Genomic DNA, 14,092 nt, shown 5'->3' with positions numbered 1-14,092 from the left:
TCTCGATCAGCGACGGACAGCGGCCGAAGGCGCGCCTTGCTCGCATTGCAATCCGCCCATGCAGATCCCTGAGCACTCATACTCGTTTGCAAGCTTGGCGCGCCCTGCGATTGGCAGGCTGAAGTTCGCCGAGCGACAGACGATATTCGTGATCGGCGCAACGCCGCATTGCGACGAACGCATTCGCTCGAGGTTCAAGCGTGCGGCTGCCTCATCTTTCGCCCAGGCGCCAGCGACGCCGATGGACGACGGGACGCATTGCGCCGTCGTCGATGAGCGGAACTGCTGGAGCTGCGCCGTATATTCGGCCTGGCGTCGAGCACCCTCGGCCTTCACGGCATTGAGCTCGCGTACATGCTGGTCGGCGGCTGCCGCATAATCCTCGACCGCTTGGGCGCCGCGCTGGACTGCTGCGGCATGGGCGGCCCTACTCCGGGCGATCTGCTCGTCCCGAGCCTTCAATGCCGCATCATAGTCCGCCTGTCGCCGGGCATTGCGGACGGCGACTTCCTCACTTGTCCGGCGGACGTCCTGAGGCCGGGCCTGTCCCGAAGCGGAGTCCTGATTGCCCGCTGAGCGCGGAATCACGATCTCGACCTTGTCGCGATTTTCAACAGCGACGGTATTGGCGAGCCTAACCGGAAGCAAATCGGAGTAAATGTACTTGGCACGTTTTTCAGCGTGCAAGCGCTCCGCGCTCTCACGCTTCGAATAGGTGCTGCAATCGCCTCCAGTACCACCATTTCGGGAGACTCGCTGACGGGCAGTCGGGTTTTTTTCGACCAAGTCGAACCAGGCTTGCTTGCGGTCAAAGTCGCCAAAGCTTGTCGAACTTTCGACGATCTCGGTCAGCACCTGGATCTCGTCGGAGTTCCTGTCGCCGTAAGCGTAGCAGAAGGTATAGAACTGCGCGTTCGCCGAGCTGATTGTGGCCAAGGCCAGACCGGCCGCTACGAGGGCCAAGACGGGTAGCCGGAAACGGGAAACTCGCGACACCATACGCCACGCTCCAACTGAAGATCGTCGGGGCCAGCATCGCCGGGATCGAGTGCAAGTCAAGCGAGCTCCGGGGTCGGAGGCCGGCGCGGGCTACAAGGCGGGCTGTTACTGGAGGCCGGCCAGCGGGCGCGTCCGAACGGACATCACGGGATTTTCGCGTCTCTCGATCAGGGCTGGCGGCGCTTCGCGCCGGCGTCGCTGCGCTCGGCGCTACAGGACTTCGAACAGGCCTGCCGCGCCCATTCCGCCGCCGACGCACATGGTGACGACGACATAGCGTTCGCCGCGGCGCTTGCCTTCGATCAGCGCGTGGCCGGTGAGGCGCGCGCCGCTCATGCCATAGGGGTGTCCGATCGAGATCGCGCCGCCGTTGACGTTGAGCTTGTCATTGGGGATGCCGAGCCTGTCGCGGCAATAGAGCACCTGCACCGCGAACGCCTCGTTCAATTCCCACAGGCCGATGTCGTCCGCCTTGAGCCCGAACCGCTCGAGCAGCTTCGGCACCGCATAGACCGGGCCGATGCCCATCTCGTCGGGCTCGGTGCCGGCCACGGCCATGCCGATGTAACGACCCAACGGCTCAATCCCGCGCTTCTCGGCCAGCGCCGCGTCCATCACGATGCACGCCGACGAGCCGTCGGACAGCTGGCTGGCGTTGCCGGCGGTGATGCTGGTGCCAGGCCCGAGCACCGGCTGAAGCGACTGGAGCCCTTCGAGCGTGGTCTCCGGCCGGTTGCCCTCGTCCTTGTCGAGCGTCACCTGGCGCATCGAGACCTGGCCGCTCTCCTTGTCCTTGATGCCCATCTCGACCGTCACCGGCACGATCTCGGCGGCGAGCCGCCCCTCCGCCTGGGCGGCGGCGGTGCGCTGCTGCGACTGGAGCGCATATTCGTCCATCGCCTCGCGGCCGATGCCGTAGCGCTGGGCGACCGTCTCGGCGGTCTGCAGCATCGGCATGTAGACATTCTTGTGCATCGCCACGAGCGACGGATCGATGGCAATGCGCATCTCGGGCGTCTGCACCATCGAGATCGAATCCTGGCCGCCAGCGGCGACAATATCCATGCGGTCGACGACGACCTGCTTGGCGGCGGTGGCGATCGCCATCAGCCCGCTGGCGCACTGCCGGTCGATGGTCTGCCCCGCGACCCCGACCGGGCAGCCGGCGCGCAGCGCGACCTGGCGCGCGATATTGCCGAACTGGGTGCCCTGGGTCAGCACCGCGCCCCACACCACATCGTCGATCTCGCCCGGGTCGATCCCGGCGCGCTCGATCGCGGGCTGGAGCGACAAGGCGCCGAGCGTCGCGCCCGGAGTGGCATTGAATGCACCCTTGTAGGCGCGGCCGATCGGGGTGCGCGCGGTAGAGACGATAACGGCATCGCGGACGGACATGATGTGCTCCTTCAGGTGATGATCAGCCCGAGCCACTGGGCGGTGAGGGCGGGCTTTTCGGCGCCGTCGATCTCGACCGTGACGTCGTGCTTGACGAGATATTGCCCGGCCGACTTCTCGTCGACCGAAGCAAGCGTGAAATGGCCGCGCACCCGGCTGCCCGAGCGCACCGGGGCGAGGAAGCGGACCCGGTCGAGCCCGTAGTTGACGACCATCCGCGCGCTGTCCGGAACCAGCATCACGTCGGCCGCCATCCGGCTCAGCAGCGATAGCGACAGGAAGCCGTGTGCGATCGTCCCGCCGAACGGGGTCCGGCGCGCCAGCGCGGGATCGACATGGATGAACTGGCGGTCCTCGGTCGCCTCGGCGAAGGCGTCGATCCGCTCCTGCCCGACCGCGATCCAGTCCGAGCAGCCGAGCGGCTGGCCGACCTTGGCGCGGATGTCGTCGAGCGTGGCGATCGGCATCCCGCCGCCCTAGGCCTTGCCGGGCGTGGAAGGCAATGCGGCCGGAGTGGCGTAGGGCATCACCAGTGCGCCGTCGGGCGCGGCGGTGAAGGTGGTCTGGGTCGGGTAGGCGAAATCGATCTTTTCGCGCGCGAAGATGCGCAGCACCGCGACGATCACCGCCGACTTGTGCCGCGCCAGCACCTCCGGGTCGCGCGAGCGGTCGTCGTAGACCAATTCGCAATCGATCGACGACGGTCCGAACGCCGTCGCTCCGGAGCGGACCAGCCGGCAGGTCTTGATCGGCTTCACCGCCTCGTCGAGGATCTCGCCGAGCCGCTCGATCACGTCGGGATCGGTCTGGTAGGTCAGCGCGAACCGCAGGAACGTGCGCTGGACCTTGAGCTCGGCGACGTTGGTCAGCTCCTGCTCGAGCAATTTGGTGTTGGCCATCACCAATTGCTCGCCGGTGACCGAGCGGATGCGGGTCGTCTTGAGGCCGATCTTCTCGACCGTGCCGACGCTCCCGCCGACTCCCGCCGCGCCGCCGTAGCGGATCGTGTCGCCGCGCCGGAACGGGCGGTCGAACACGATCGCCAGTGCCGCGAACAGGTCCGCGAAGATGCCCTGCGCGGCGAGCCCGATGGCGATTCCGCCGATGCCCAGGCCGGCGACCAGCGCGGTGACGTTGACGCCCAGATTGTCGAGGATGACGATGAACGCGAGGCCGAAGGCGGCGACGCTGACCATCACCCGGATCAGCGACAGCGCGTTGCCGAGCGTGGTCGCGCCGGGATCGTCGCCGACCCGCGTGCGAATGACGCCGATGATGATCTCGCGCGCCCAGATCGCGACCTGCAGCGCGGCGGCGACGATGAACAAGATGTCGGCCAGCCGCGCCAGCTTGGGCGGAACCGCGGCATAGCTGATGACGATCTCGATCGCTGCGGCGACCATGAACAGGATCCCGGTCTTGGCCAGCACGCTTCCGAAGATGCCGCGCCAGCGGCGGCATTCGGGGTCGCCGGCGAGCATCCGCTTGCCGATCTGGCGGGCGACCAGCATCACGCCGACGATGGCGGCGGCGACGATCGCTCCGACCAAGAGGTCGTCGAGGTTGGCGGCGATCCAGCGGCCGATGTCGGCGACTGGTGCGGCGCCGCGCCCGGCGGCCTCGCCGAGGACCGAATGATTGGTGCTCATGCCCCCGCTCATGGCGCGGGCGGCGAGTCCGTTCAAGCGGCGGCGGCGGTCTCGCTCTTGCGGCGGCGGCGCGCGCGCCTGGGCTTCTTGGCGATGAACTTGAGGAAGCCGGTTTCGGCGGTCGACAGCCGGCGGCGGGCGCGCGGCCGCTCCATGCCATTGAGCGGATCGCGCGGATCGTCCTGGAGCGCCTCGATCAGGCACGGATGGACGTAGGATTTGCGGCTCATCGCCGGCGTATTGCCGAGCGCCTCGGCCACCGGCTCGAGCACCGTCTTGAGGCTCAGCCGCTGCTGCTCGGCGCTGTCGAGCAATTGCTCGAAGAAGATCACGCTCGCGCCCCAGGTGCGGAAATGCTTGGCGGTGAAGTCGCCCCCGGTCGCCTCGCGGATATAGGCGTTGACGTCGGCGCTGGTCACCGCGCGCGGCTCGCCGTCGGCGCCGACATATTGGAACAAATTCTGCCCCGGCAGATCCTGGCAGCGCGCGACGATCCGCTTCAGATTGCGGTCGGTCAGCGTGACCTCGTGGACGATGCCGTGCTTGCCGGTGAAGCGCATGGTGAGCTTGTTGCCCTTCCTGCGCAGGTGGCGGTTACGCAGGGTGGTCGCGCCGAAGCTCTTGTTGGCCTTGGCATAGGCCTCGTTGCCGATGCGGATATATTCGGTGTCGAGCAGCCGAACGACCGCGGCGAGCACCGTGTCGCGATCGAGGCTGCGTTTGCGCAAATCCGCCTCGACCTTCTTGCGCAGCTTGGGCAGCGCCTCGCCGAACTCGCGGCAGCCGTCATATTTGCTGGCGTCCTTCTTGGCGCGGAAGTCGGCGTGGTAGCGATATTGTTTGCGTCCGCGCGCGTCCTTGCCGGTCGCCTGGATGTGGCCGTTGGCATCCTTGCAGAACCAGGCGTCGGTATAGGCCGGGGGCAAGGCGATGGCGTTCAGCCGCTCGATCTCGTCGCGGTCGGTGACGCGCTTTCCGTCCTCGTCGAAATATTGCCAGTAGCGGCCGTGGCGCCGGCGGGTGTAGCCGGCTTCCGAATCGGAGGAATGACGAAGCATGAGCGCCAAAGGAACGGCAGGGGACGATTGTTCCGCGGGCGGCCTAAAGGACCGGCACGTGCTGATCATGGCGACCGACCGGTTCGAGGAGAGCGAATTGTTCGCGCCGCGCGACCGGCTGCTCGCGGCGGGCGCGCGGGTCAGCCTGGCGTCGCTGTCGCTCGAGCCGATACTCGGCACGGTGATCGACATGCCGGGACGGACGATCGCACCCGACCTCCTGATCGGCGATGTGCGCGCGGCGGAGTATGACGCGCTGCTGCTGCCCGGCGGGGTCGGCAATCCCGACCGGCTGCGGATGGAGCCCGACGCCGTGGCGCTGGTCCGCGCCTTCGTCGCTGCGGGCAAGCCGGTCGCGGCGATCTGTCACGGGCCGTGGCTGCTGGTCGAGGCGGACGTGCTGCGCGGACGGCGGGCGACGAGCTGGCCGTCGATCCGCACCGACCTGCGCAACGCCGGAGCCCAGGTCGAGGACCGGCCGGTGGTGGTCGACGGCAACCTCATCACCAGTCGGGCGCCGGAGGATGTCACGCCGTTCAGCGACGCGCTGATTGCCGCGCTGGAACGCGCCTAAACCGGCTGGCAAGGTTTCGCCGCTAGGGCAGGGCAATGCCCGACGCGCGCTCCTCGCTGCCGTTCGACCTCACCGCCGCCGCCATTCCCGCGGTGGCGGGCGCGTGGTCGGCGTTCCTGCTCGCGCCGCTTGCCGAGCTACCCGCGATGCCGGTGGCGGCGCTGTGCGCGCTTGGCCTGTTCCTGCTCGGACTGGCGGCGATGCGGCTGGCGACCCCGCCCCCGGCGGCGTTTCCGGTCGCCGTCTTCACCCCGCCCGTGGCCGACGATGAGGAGTTGTTGCTCGACGTCCCGGTCGAGCAGCGGATGGACGAGCTGGCCGAGCTGCTGCTGAGCGACCCGCTCCCCGCGCCCGCCGCCGGATCGCGCGTGGTGCAATTGTTCGCGCCGGGTGCTGGGCATGCCGGCGCTGTCCCGGTCGGTCAGAGCGGCGACGCGTCCGACGCGCTTCGCCTCGCGCTCGACGAATTGCGCCGCTCGCTGGCCCGGCGCTGAGCGTCAGTCGGCGACGGTCAGCGCCTCGATGGTCAGCGCCAGCGAGCCGTCGGCGGCGGCAGTCGGGCCGCGCGTCAGCGCGATGTCGGCGACGATCTGGCCGGGAATGGCGAATTCCGCGTCGCTAAGGCCGGCGGTCAGCCGCTCGGTCACGATCTTCGCCTCGGGCCCCCCGACCCGGAGCTCGATGACGTGGCGCTCGCCACTAAAGGTCAGTGAATTCCAGTCGGTAGAGCGGAAGGAAATAAGAATTATCCTATCCTCCGTTGCGCCGGACCTGGCGCGCAGCGCGCGCAGCAGCGCGGCTGCGGCGCGCGACATTGGGAGCGTCATCACTGGACCGCTTCCTCGAGATAGGCGCGCACCCGCTCGACCGTCCGGTCGCGCGGCTCGCGCCCTCGGCGCAGATCGAACACGAAGCGCGGGTCGCCGACCGCGTCGCGTCCGAAGCGAGTCGGCGCGACATCCGACCGGCGCAAGAGTTTTTCGATTTCCCAGAGCAAGTGCATCACGTCCCCACCTCATCATCCCGGCGACTCGGCACAGGGGTTGTCCCAACGCATTTCCTACTTGTCTAGGGTATCCCCTAGGATTATGTGCGTTTCATGCCGAATGATCCCCGAAAGGCGCTGGAGCGCCTATGTGCGGAGCGTGGTCAGGATTTTGCCGGACTGTCGCGACTGATCGGGCGCAATCCCGCCTACATCCAGCAGTTCATCCGGCGCGGCACGCCCAAGCGCTTGAAGGAGGACGAGCGGCGCACGCTGGCCGACTTCTTCGGGGTCGCCGAAAGCCTGCTCGGCGGTCCGCCGGGGCGGCCGGGCGACGGCATGGTCGCGGTCCCCCGCCGCCAGGTCAGCGCCGCCGCTGGCTCGGGGGCCGAGGGCGGGGACAATTCCGGCCGCCCCTATTTCGCATTCGATTCGCACTGGCTTCGCCAGCTCACCGCCGCCGCGTCCGACGATCTGTCGATGATCCGGGTGCAGGGCGATTCGATGGCGCCGACGCTCAATGACGGCGACGACATCCTGCTCGACGTCAGCCAGGCCGGCCAGCCGCTGCGCGACGGTATCTACGTGCTCCGGATCGAGGATTCGCTGCTGGTCAAACGGCTTGCGGTGCATCCGCTCGGGCGGACGGTGACCGTCCAGTCGGACAATCCTGCCTATCCCGACTGGCCCGATTGCAAGCTCAGCACGATCCACTGCATCGGGCGGGTGATCTGGGCCGGGCGCAAGGTCGCCTAACGGCGCCGGTCGATCAGCCACACCGCGAGCGCGAGCACGATTCCCACGCCCAGCCCGGCGACGGTCCATTCCATCGTCCGCCCGGCGCTCAGCCCATAGCCAAAGCCGGCGACGATCGGGAGGATCAGCAGGAAGCCGCCGGCGGCGTTTGGGCGCTTGGTCATGCGCGCTTCAATGGCAGAAGCGGGGGCGGCGCGCCACGTGGTTGACGGCGCGCTAACGCCGTTCGTCCGCCGGGCTTCAACCTTGCGCCGGTAAACGACTGCGCATGGCCGAATATTTTCTCAGCGGGCGCGCCGCGCTCGACGATGCGATCGAGCTCGTCGCCGAATATGGCGCCGACGCGCCGAGCGAGGCGGCGGCGCGCGCCAACGCCAGCCGCGACAAGGAGAATGTCCTCGGCTTCTGCCACTGGCGCCAGATCGAGCGCTTCACTGCCCTGCTCGCCACCGACCGCGTCGCCGGCTCGCTCCACTAGCGGGTTCACGCTCTAGTCACTCCCCGCGGCGCTGTTTAGGCTGCGGCCATGGGATTGCGGGGACGAGGGAGCGCCGGAGCGCGGGTGTTGGCGCTTGCCGGCCTGGCGCTGGCCGCGCCGCTCGCTGCCCAGCCGGCCGATCCCGGCGAGCTCGACCCGTCCGCGCCGCTCGATCCGATGCCCGATCTCGGCGTCGACTGGCCCGACATGGACGCGCCCGATCCCGTCCCCGACGCCGGCGAATTGGCGCCCGAGGCGGAGGAGGCATTCGACGACGATGTCGCGGCGCGGCGCTACGGCGTGATCCTCACCGGGCTCGATCCGGAGACCAGCGCAGCGGTCGCCGCCGACTTCAACCAGCGCTCGGCGCTCGAGGCGGCGCAGGACGAGCCCGCCAACGCCGCCCAGATCGAACGCCGCGCCCGCTCCGACGCCGAGCTGCTCACCGGCCTGCTCCAGGCGCAGGGCTATTTCGCGGCCGAGGTCACGCCCGACATCCGCCGCAACGACGAGCGCATCGCGGTCGAGCTGACCGCCGCGCCCGGTCCGCGCTACCGCTTCGAAACGGTCGACTTCCCCGGCCTCGCCGAGGCCGGCGGCGATGCCGAGGCCTTGCGCCGCGCGTTCGCGGTCAAGCCCGGCGATCCGGTCGTCGCCAGCGAGGTCATCGCCGCCGGCACCGCGCTCACCGTCGCGCTCGGCGAGCAGGGCTTCGCCACCGCGCAAGTCGGCGAGCAGGACATCGTCGTCGATCACCAGGCCGCCACCGCCCGCCTCGTGCTCCCGGTCCGCCCCGGCCCGGTCGCTCGCTTCGGCGAAATCCGAATCACCGGCGCGCCGCCCTTCTCGAGCCGCCACGTCGGCCGGATCGCCCGCTTCAAGCGCGGCGACCTGTTCGAGCAGTCCGAGGTCGATGATCTGCGCCGGGCCCTCGTCGCCACCGGCCTCGTCGCGGCGGTCGAGACCCGGCTGGTGCCGCGCGATGCCGGCCGCACGGTCGATCTCGAGGTCAAGCTCGACCCGGCGCCGTTCCGCACCATCGCCGGCGAGCTCGGCTACGGCACCGGCGAGGGGGTCCGCGCCGAGGCCAGCTGGCAGCACCGCAATCTGTTCAACCCCGAGGGCGCGCTCACCGTGCGCGGGGTCGCCGGCACCCAGGAACAGCTCGCTGCGCTCGCCTTCCGGCGCAACAATTTCCAGCGCCGCGACCAGGTGCTCAACGCCCAGATCCTCGCCAGCCACGTCGACCGCGACGCCTATGACGCGCGTACATTTTCCCTGTCGGGCGGGATCGAGCGGCAGAGCAATTTCATCTGGCAAAAGAAATGGACCTGGAGCCTCGGCGGCGAGCTGGTCGCGACCGACGAGCGCGACACGATCGAGGCGACCGGCCAGGCGCGCCGCCGCACCTTCTTCATCGCCGCTTTGCCCGCCGGCCTCACCTATGACGGCAGCGACGACCTGCTCGACCCCACCCGCGGCTTCCGAATCGGCGGACGCATCAGCCCCGAGCTCAGCTTCGAGGGCGGCACCTTCGGCTATAGCCGCCTCCAGCTCGACGCCAGCGCCTACCGCCCCTTGGGTGCACGGATCGTCGGCGCCGGACGGCTTCGCTTCGGCACGATCTTTGGCGCCGACCGCGACGCCATCGCCCCGTCGCGCCGCTTCTATGCCGGCGGCGGCGGCTCGGTGCGCGGCTACGGCTACCAGCAGCTCGGCCCGCGCGACATCGACAACGACCCGATCGGCGGCCGAAGCCTCGCCGAATTCGGGCTCGAGGCGCGCTTTCGCACCGGCCTGCTCGGAGGCAATCTCGGCATCGTGCCGTTCTTCGACGGCGGCTCGCTCACCACCTCCAGCCTGCCGAGTTTTAAGGACTGGCAGTTCGGCGCCGGCCTCGGCCTGCGCTATTATTCCAGCTTCGGCCCGATCCGGGTCGACGTCGGCACCCCGCTCAACCGCCAGAAGGGCGATAGCCGGGTGGCGGTGACGGTCTCGCTCGGCCAGGCGTTCTGAGCGTGAGCGAGACGGCGATCGCCGGGGACGGCGGCGAGGTCCGGCGAGTCCGGCTTAGGAAACATTGGGGCCGCCGGCTCGCCAATGAGATCGCCGCGCTGCTGCTCGCTCTCCTCCTTCTCCTCGCGCTCGGCCTGGTCGCGCTCGATACCGCGCCCGGCCACCGCTGGCTGGTCGACCGAATCGCCAATCTGGAGATCCGCTCCGGCCTCAAGATCGAGATCGGGCGGATCGACGGCTCGGTGTTCGGCAAGTCGCGCCTCAGGAACGTGCGCATCTCGGATTCGCGCGGCCCGTTCCTGACCTCGCCCGAAATCGTGCTCGACTGGGCGCCCGGCGCGTGGCTCGGCAACCGCCTCCACATCGACAGCCTGACCAGCGAGCGGGTTACCCTGTCGCGGCTGCCGTCGCTCAAGCCCAGCGGCCGCAAGGGGCCGCTCCTGCCCGGCTTCGACATCCATGTCGGCCGGCTCGACATCCGCCGGCTTGAGCTCGGGGCCGGGGTCAGCGGAACGCCGCGGGTCGGAGCGCTGACCGGCTCGGCCGACATTCGCGGCGGCCGCGCGTTGGTCCGGTTCGATGGCGGGCTCAAGGGCGGCGACCGCTTCCGACTCACGCTCGATTCCGAGCCCGACCGCGACCGTTTCGATCTCGACGCCGCCATCCGCGCTCCGGCCGACGGACTGCTCCCCGCCATCCTCGGCAAGCGCCTCCCGCTCGAGCTCGAGATCGCCGGCGACGGCAGCTGGTCGCGCTGGCGCGGGCGCGCGTTGCTCGATCTCGGCGGCAAGCGCCGCGCCGCGCTCAGCCTCGCCGCCGATTCTGGCCGCTACGCGCTGGCCGGGCGGATCGCGCCGCAGGATTTCCTCAAGGGCCGGCTGCTCCGCCTGACCAGCCCGAGCATCGCCGTGCGCGGCTCGGCGACCTTGCGCGACCGGCTGCTCGATGGCGAGCTGCGCCTCACCTCGCCGGCGCTGCGCGTCGTCGGCCGCGGCGCGCTGGATCTTGGCCGCAACCGCTACCGTTCGCTGCGGATCGGCGCCGATCTGCTGCGCCCGGCCGATCTGTTCCGCAACATGAGCGGACGCGGGATCCGGCTGGTCGCGACCCTCGACGGCGGCTTCGGCCGCGCCGATTTCGCCTATCGCCTCAGCGCCCCGCTGGTGAAGTTCGACAATGTCGGCTTCGTCGATGTCCGCGCGGTCGGGCGGGGCAGGGGCTCGCCGGGGCCGCTACGCGTTCCGCTCCGGCTCCAGGCGCGGGCCGTCACCGGGGTCGGCGACGTGGCCGGGGCAATCCTCGGCAACGTTCGAATCGAAGGCGTGCTGCTGGCGACCCGCGACCTCATCCGCGGCGACCGGCTCAAGCTCTCCAGCGACAAGCTCAGCGGCGACGTTTCGCTGCTGATCAACCTCCGCAACGGCGACTTCACCTTCCTCATCGCCGGCGGGCTGGCGCGCTACGCCATCCCCGGCCTCGGCATCGTCGACGTCAAGTCCAACCTGCGGGTCGTGCCCGGGCCGGGCGGCAAGGCGCGGGTGGTGGGCAAGGCCGAGGCGTGGGTGCGGCGGCTCGACAATAGTTTCTTCCGCGAGCTGACCGGCGGCCTGCCGCGGCTGACGACCGATCTCGAGCGGCTGCCCGACGGCACGCTGCGCTTCACCAACCTCCAGCTCTACTCGCCCCGGCTGCGCCTCAGCGGAGCCGGCATAAGGCGGCGCGACGGCACCTTCCACATCGAGGCGCGCGGACGGCAGGCCAAATACGGCACGCTGCGCATGGTGCTCGACGGGCGGATCGAGCGGCCGCGGGTCGACCTGCTGCTCGACCGGCCCAACGACGCGATGGATCTGCGCGCCATGCGCCTGCTGCTCGAACCGATCGGCGAGGGGTTCGCTTATCGCGCAAGCGGCTCGTCGCGGCTTGGCCCGTTCACCTCCACCGGCCGGATCCTGCTTCCGCGCGGCGGCCGGGCGGTGATCGCGATCGCCGCATTGGACGTCGCCGGGACGACCGCGCGCGGCGACCTCCGGTCGGACCCGGGCGGCTTCACCGGCCTGCTCCGGCTGGCCGGCGGCGGGCTCGACGGGACGCTCGGCTTCCGGCCGGTCGACGGCGCGCAGGCGATCGAGGCGCACTTGACAGCGAGCGGCGCGAACATCCCGGGCGCCAGGGCGCTCGCCGTGCGCAGCGGGAAACTCGACGGCACGATCATCCTCGCCGAGGGACGGACCACGCTCGACGGGACGATCGCCGCGCGCGGGCTCAGCTATGGTGCGATCGACCTCGCCCGGCTGACCGCCAGCGGGCGGCTGGTCAACGGCAGCGGCCAGGTGCGCGCCGCGGCCGCCGGGCGCAGCGGCCGCGCGTTCGAGCTGGTCGGCCTGGCCGATGTCACGCCCGACCGAATCAGCGTCACCGGTCGCGGCCAGATCGATCGCCGCGCGCTGACCCTGGAGAGCCCGATGGTGCTGACCACCTCGGGCGACGGCTGGCAGCTCGCGCCGACCCGCGTGCGCTTCGGCGGCGGCCGGGCAACCGTCTCGGGCCGCACCGGCTCGAGCCCCGAGATCGCCGCGCAATTGCAGGCGATGCCGCTGCAAGTGCTCGATATCGGCTGGCCCGGGCTCGGCCTCGCCGGGATCGCTAGCGGGCGGCTCGACTATCGCTGGAACGGCGCCGGCGGCCGGCCGAGCGGGCGCGCTGACCTCCGCGTGCGCGGTCTCAGCCGCTCGGGGCTGGTGCTGTCGTCGAAACCGATCGACCTCGGGCTGGCGGCGGTGCTCGACGGCGGCAAGGCCGCATTCCGCTCGGTCGCGGTCAGCGACGGCCGGACCCTCGGCCGCGCCCAGGGCCGCTTCGCGCCACTCGGCAACGGACCGGTGCTGGCCGAGCTGATCAACGCGCCGATGCTGGTCCAGCTGCGCTACGCCGGGCCGGCCGACACGCTGTGGCGACTGTCGGGGGTCGAGGTCTTCGACCTGTCCGGGCCGGTCGCCGTCGGCGCCGATATCAGCGGCCGGCTGGTCGATCCGCGCATTCGCGGCTCGCTCAAGAGCGACAGCGCGCGGATCGAAAGCGCGGTCACCGGCATGGTGCTCCAGAACGTCGCCACCTCGGGCCGCTTCGGCGGATCGCGGCTGATCCTCGACCGGATCGCCGGGCGCACTCCCGGCGGCGGCACGGTGAGCGGCTCGGGCGCGGTCGATTTCTCCGGCGGCAGCCCGGCATTCGACCTCGATTTCAACGTCGCCAGGGCCGAGCTGCTCGCGCGCGACGACCTCGCGGCGACGGTCAGCGGGCCGATAAGGATCCGCTCGGGCGGGCGCGGCGGCACGATCGCGGGCCAGCTCCGGCTCGACCGCGGGCGGTTCACGCTCGGCCAAGCGACCGGCGCGTCGGGCGTACCGCAATTGAAGGTGCGCCATGTCGGGCGCGATCCCGACGAGGTGATTGAGGTTGCCGAGCTGACCCCCTGGACCCTCGACCTCAAGGTCGACGGCGAGCTAACCGTGCGCGGGCTCGGCATCGACAGCCGCTGGAACGCCGATGTCGGAATCGGCGGCAATGTTGGTGCGCCGCGCCTGACCGGCCGCGCCGATCTGGTGCGCGGCAATTATGAATTCGCCGGGCGCGGCTTCCGGCTCGATCGCGGCGTGATCCGCTTCCGCGGCGAAAGCCCGCCCGATCCGTTGCTCGACATCCGCGCCGAAGCGCGGGTCCAGGGGCTCGACGCGGCGGTGCTGGTGCGCGGCACCGGCCTCAAGCCGGAGATCAGCTTCTCGAGCGTCCCGCAGCTGCCGCAGGACGAACTGTTGTCGCGGATCCTGTTCGGCACCTCGATCACCAATTTGTCGGCCCCCGAAGCGGTCCAGCTCGCTGCCGCGGTCGCGTCCTTGCGCTCGGGCTCGGGCGGGCTCGATCCGATCAACGCCGTGCGCCGGGCGGTCGGCCTCGACCGGCTCAGGATCGTCCCGGCCGATGTCTCGACCGGGCAGGGGACGGCGATTTCGGCCGGCAAATATATCGGCCGCAAGCTCTATGTGGAGGTGATCACCGACGGGCAGGGCTATTCGGCAACCCGGATCGAATATCAGGTCACCCGCTGGCTCTCGCTCTTGTCGAGCATTTCGACGGTCGGCCGAACCAGCGCCAACGTCCGCGTGTCGCGGGATTATTGAC

Annotated in this window: 14 protein-coding genes; 6 read left to right on the top strand and 8 right to left on the bottom strand. The window is 70.0% G+C overall.

Annotated elements, in window-relative coordinates; translation table 11 throughout:
* Positions 1–6 precede the first annotated feature (6 nt).
* The 5 genes from D0Z60_RS06610 to D0Z60_RS06590 form a co-directional block, all read right to left on the bottom strand.
* Positions 7–963 (bottom strand): hypothetical protein, encoded by a 957-nt coding sequence (locus tag D0Z60_RS06610; RefSeq protein ID WP_162888117.1) that lies wholly within the window; start codon positions 961–963, stop codon positions 7–9.
* A gap of 246 nt (positions 964–1,209) precedes the next feature.
* Entirely contained in the window at positions 1,210–2,394 is a 1,185-nt protein-coding gene (locus D0Z60_RS06605; RefSeq protein WP_118857510.1) for an acetyl-CoA C-acyltransferase, read from the bottom strand.
* An 11-nt stretch (positions 2,395–2,405) separates the two neighbouring features.
* Positions 2,406–2,861 carry a MaoC family dehydratase gene (locus D0Z60_RS06600; RefSeq protein ID WP_118857509.1) on the bottom strand — a complete coding sequence of 152 codons (456 nt, stop codon included), beginning with the start codon at positions 2,859–2,861 and terminating at the stop codon, positions 2,406–2,408.
* A 9-nt stretch (positions 2,862–2,870) separates the two neighbouring features.
* A complete protein-coding gene (locus tag D0Z60_RS06595; RefSeq protein ID WP_162888116.1) occupies positions 2,871–4,043 on the bottom strand; it encodes a mechanosensitive ion channel family protein in 1,173 nt (390 codons plus the stop codon).
* A gap of 32 nt (positions 4,044–4,075) precedes the next feature.
* On the bottom strand, positions 4,076–5,101 hold the full coding sequence (locus D0Z60_RS06590) for a DNA topoisomerase IB (protein WP_118858474.1): 1,026 nt from the start codon (positions 5,099–5,101) through the stop codon (positions 4,076–4,078).
* On the opposite strand from D0Z60_RS06590, the gene D0Z60_RS06585 reads away from it, so the two are divergent.
* Together D0Z60_RS06585 and D0Z60_RS06580 are read left to right on the top strand one after the other, a co-directional pair.
* Positions 5,100–5,675 carry a type 1 glutamine amidotransferase domain-containing protein gene (locus D0Z60_RS06585; RefSeq protein ID WP_118857507.1) on the top strand — a complete coding sequence of 192 codons (576 nt, stop codon included), beginning with the start codon at positions 5,100–5,102 and terminating at the stop codon, positions 5,673–5,675. The two genes, D0Z60_RS06590 and D0Z60_RS06585, sit on opposite strands and share 2 nt — an antisense overlap.
* A gap of 35 nt (positions 5,676–5,710) precedes the next feature.
* Positions 5,711–6,169, top strand: coding sequence for a hypothetical protein (locus tag D0Z60_RS06580; protein ID WP_118857506.1), 459 nt, complete (start codon positions 5,711–5,713; stop codon positions 6,167–6,169).
* A 3-nt stretch (positions 6,170–6,172) separates the two neighbouring features.
* On the opposite strand, the gene D0Z60_RS06575 is transcribed toward D0Z60_RS06580, so the two are convergent.
* Together D0Z60_RS06575 and D0Z60_RS11680 are read right to left on the bottom strand one after the other, a co-directional pair.
* Positions 6,173–6,502, bottom strand: coding sequence for a hypothetical protein (locus tag D0Z60_RS06575; protein WP_162888115.1), 330 nt, complete (start codon positions 6,500–6,502; stop codon positions 6,173–6,175).
* Positions 6,502–6,681, bottom strand: a complete 180-nt coding sequence (locus D0Z60_RS11680; protein ID WP_162888002.1) for a hypothetical protein — start codon at positions 6,679–6,681, stop codon at positions 6,502–6,504. Before D0Z60_RS11680 ends, D0Z60_RS06575 begins: the two co-directional genes overlap by 1 nt.
* Before the next feature lie 93 nt (positions 6,682–6,774).
* On the opposite strand from D0Z60_RS11680, the gene D0Z60_RS06570 reads away from it, so the two are divergent.
* On the top strand, positions 6,775–7,416 hold the full coding sequence (locus D0Z60_RS06570; RefSeq protein ID WP_118857504.1) for a S24 family peptidase: 642 nt from the start codon (positions 6,775–6,777) through the stop codon (positions 7,414–7,416).
* Here the strand turns inward: D0Z60_RS06570 and D0Z60_RS11675 are convergent.
* Positions 7,413–7,580 carry a hypothetical protein gene (locus tag D0Z60_RS11675; RefSeq protein ID WP_162888001.1) on the bottom strand — a complete coding sequence of 56 codons (168 nt, stop codon included), beginning with the start codon at positions 7,578–7,580 and terminating at the stop codon, positions 7,413–7,415. The two genes, D0Z60_RS06570 and D0Z60_RS11675, sit on opposite strands and share 4 nt — an antisense overlap.
* A 104-nt stretch (positions 7,581–7,684) precedes the next feature.
* Here D0Z60_RS11675 and D0Z60_RS06565 point away from each other — a divergent pair, with 104 nt between their 5' ends.
* From D0Z60_RS06565 to D0Z60_RS06555, 3 genes are all read left to right on the top strand, one after another.
* Positions 7,685–7,894, top strand: coding sequence for a hypothetical protein (locus D0Z60_RS06565; RefSeq protein WP_118857503.1), 210 nt, complete (start codon positions 7,685–7,687; stop codon positions 7,892–7,894).
* Between the two features lie 84 nt (positions 7,895–7,978).
* Entirely contained in the window at positions 7,979–9,910 is a 1,932-nt protein-coding gene (locus tag D0Z60_RS06560; RefSeq protein WP_420822782.1) for an autotransporter assembly complex protein TamA, read from the top strand.
* Positions 9,911–9,912: 2 nt separating this feature from the next.
* Positions 9,913–14,091: a translocation/assembly module TamB domain-containing protein gene (locus tag D0Z60_RS06555; RefSeq protein ID WP_240325566.1), complete on the top strand. Its 4,179-nt coding sequence runs from the start codon at positions 9,913–9,915 to the stop codon at positions 14,089–14,091.
* The last annotated feature ends 1 nt before the right edge of the window (position 14,092 follow it).

The organism is Sphingomonas mesophila (genome assembly GCF_003499275.1).
Taxonomy (GTDB): Bacteria; Pseudomonadota; Alphaproteobacteria; order Sphingomonadales; family Sphingomonadaceae; genus Sphingomicrobium; species Sphingomicrobium mesophilum.
This window is presented reverse-complemented; position numbering and strand designations above follow the sequence as displayed.

Excerpts from the sequence above, each read along its gene's own strand:
- D0Z60_RS06590 (WP_118858474.1), bottom strand. The coding sequence starts at position 5,101 with ATGCTTCGTCATTCCTCCGATTCGGAAGCCGGCTACACCCGCCGGCGC.
- D0Z60_RS06585 (WP_118857507.1), top strand. The coding sequence starts at position 5,100 with ATGAGCGCCAAAGGAACGGCAGGGGACGATTGTTCCGCGGGCGGCCTA.
- D0Z60_RS06600 (WP_118857509.1), bottom strand. The coding sequence starts at position 2,861 with ATGCCGATCGCCACGCTCGACGACATCCGCGCCAAGGTCGGCCAGCCG.
- D0Z60_RS06565 (WP_118857503.1), top strand. The coding sequence starts at position 7,685 with ATGGCCGAATATTTTCTCAGCGGGCGCGCCGCGCTCGACGATGCGATC.
- D0Z60_RS06570 (WP_118857504.1), top strand. The coding sequence starts at position 6,775 with ATGCCGAATGATCCCCGAAAGGCGCTGGAGCGCCTATGTGCGGAGCGT.
- D0Z60_RS06595 (WP_162888116.1), bottom strand. The coding sequence starts at position 4,043 with ATGAGCACCAATCATTCGGTCCTCGGCGAGGCCGCCGGGCGCGGCGCC.
- D0Z60_RS06575 (WP_162888115.1), bottom strand. The coding sequence starts at position 6,502 with ATGACGCTCCCAATGTCGCGCGCCGCAGCCGCGCTGCTGCGCGCGCTG.
- D0Z60_RS06605 (WP_118857510.1), bottom strand. The coding sequence starts at position 2,394 with ATGTCCGTCCGCGATGCCGTTATCGTCTCTACCGCGCGCACCCCGATC.
- D0Z60_RS06580 (WP_118857506.1), top strand. The coding sequence starts at position 5,711 with ATGCCCGACGCGCGCTCCTCGCTGCCGTTCGACCTCACCGCCGCCGCC.
- D0Z60_RS11675 (WP_162888001.1), bottom strand. The coding sequence starts at position 7,580 with ATGACCAAGCGCCCAAACGCCGCCGGCGGCTTCCTGCTGATCCTCCCG.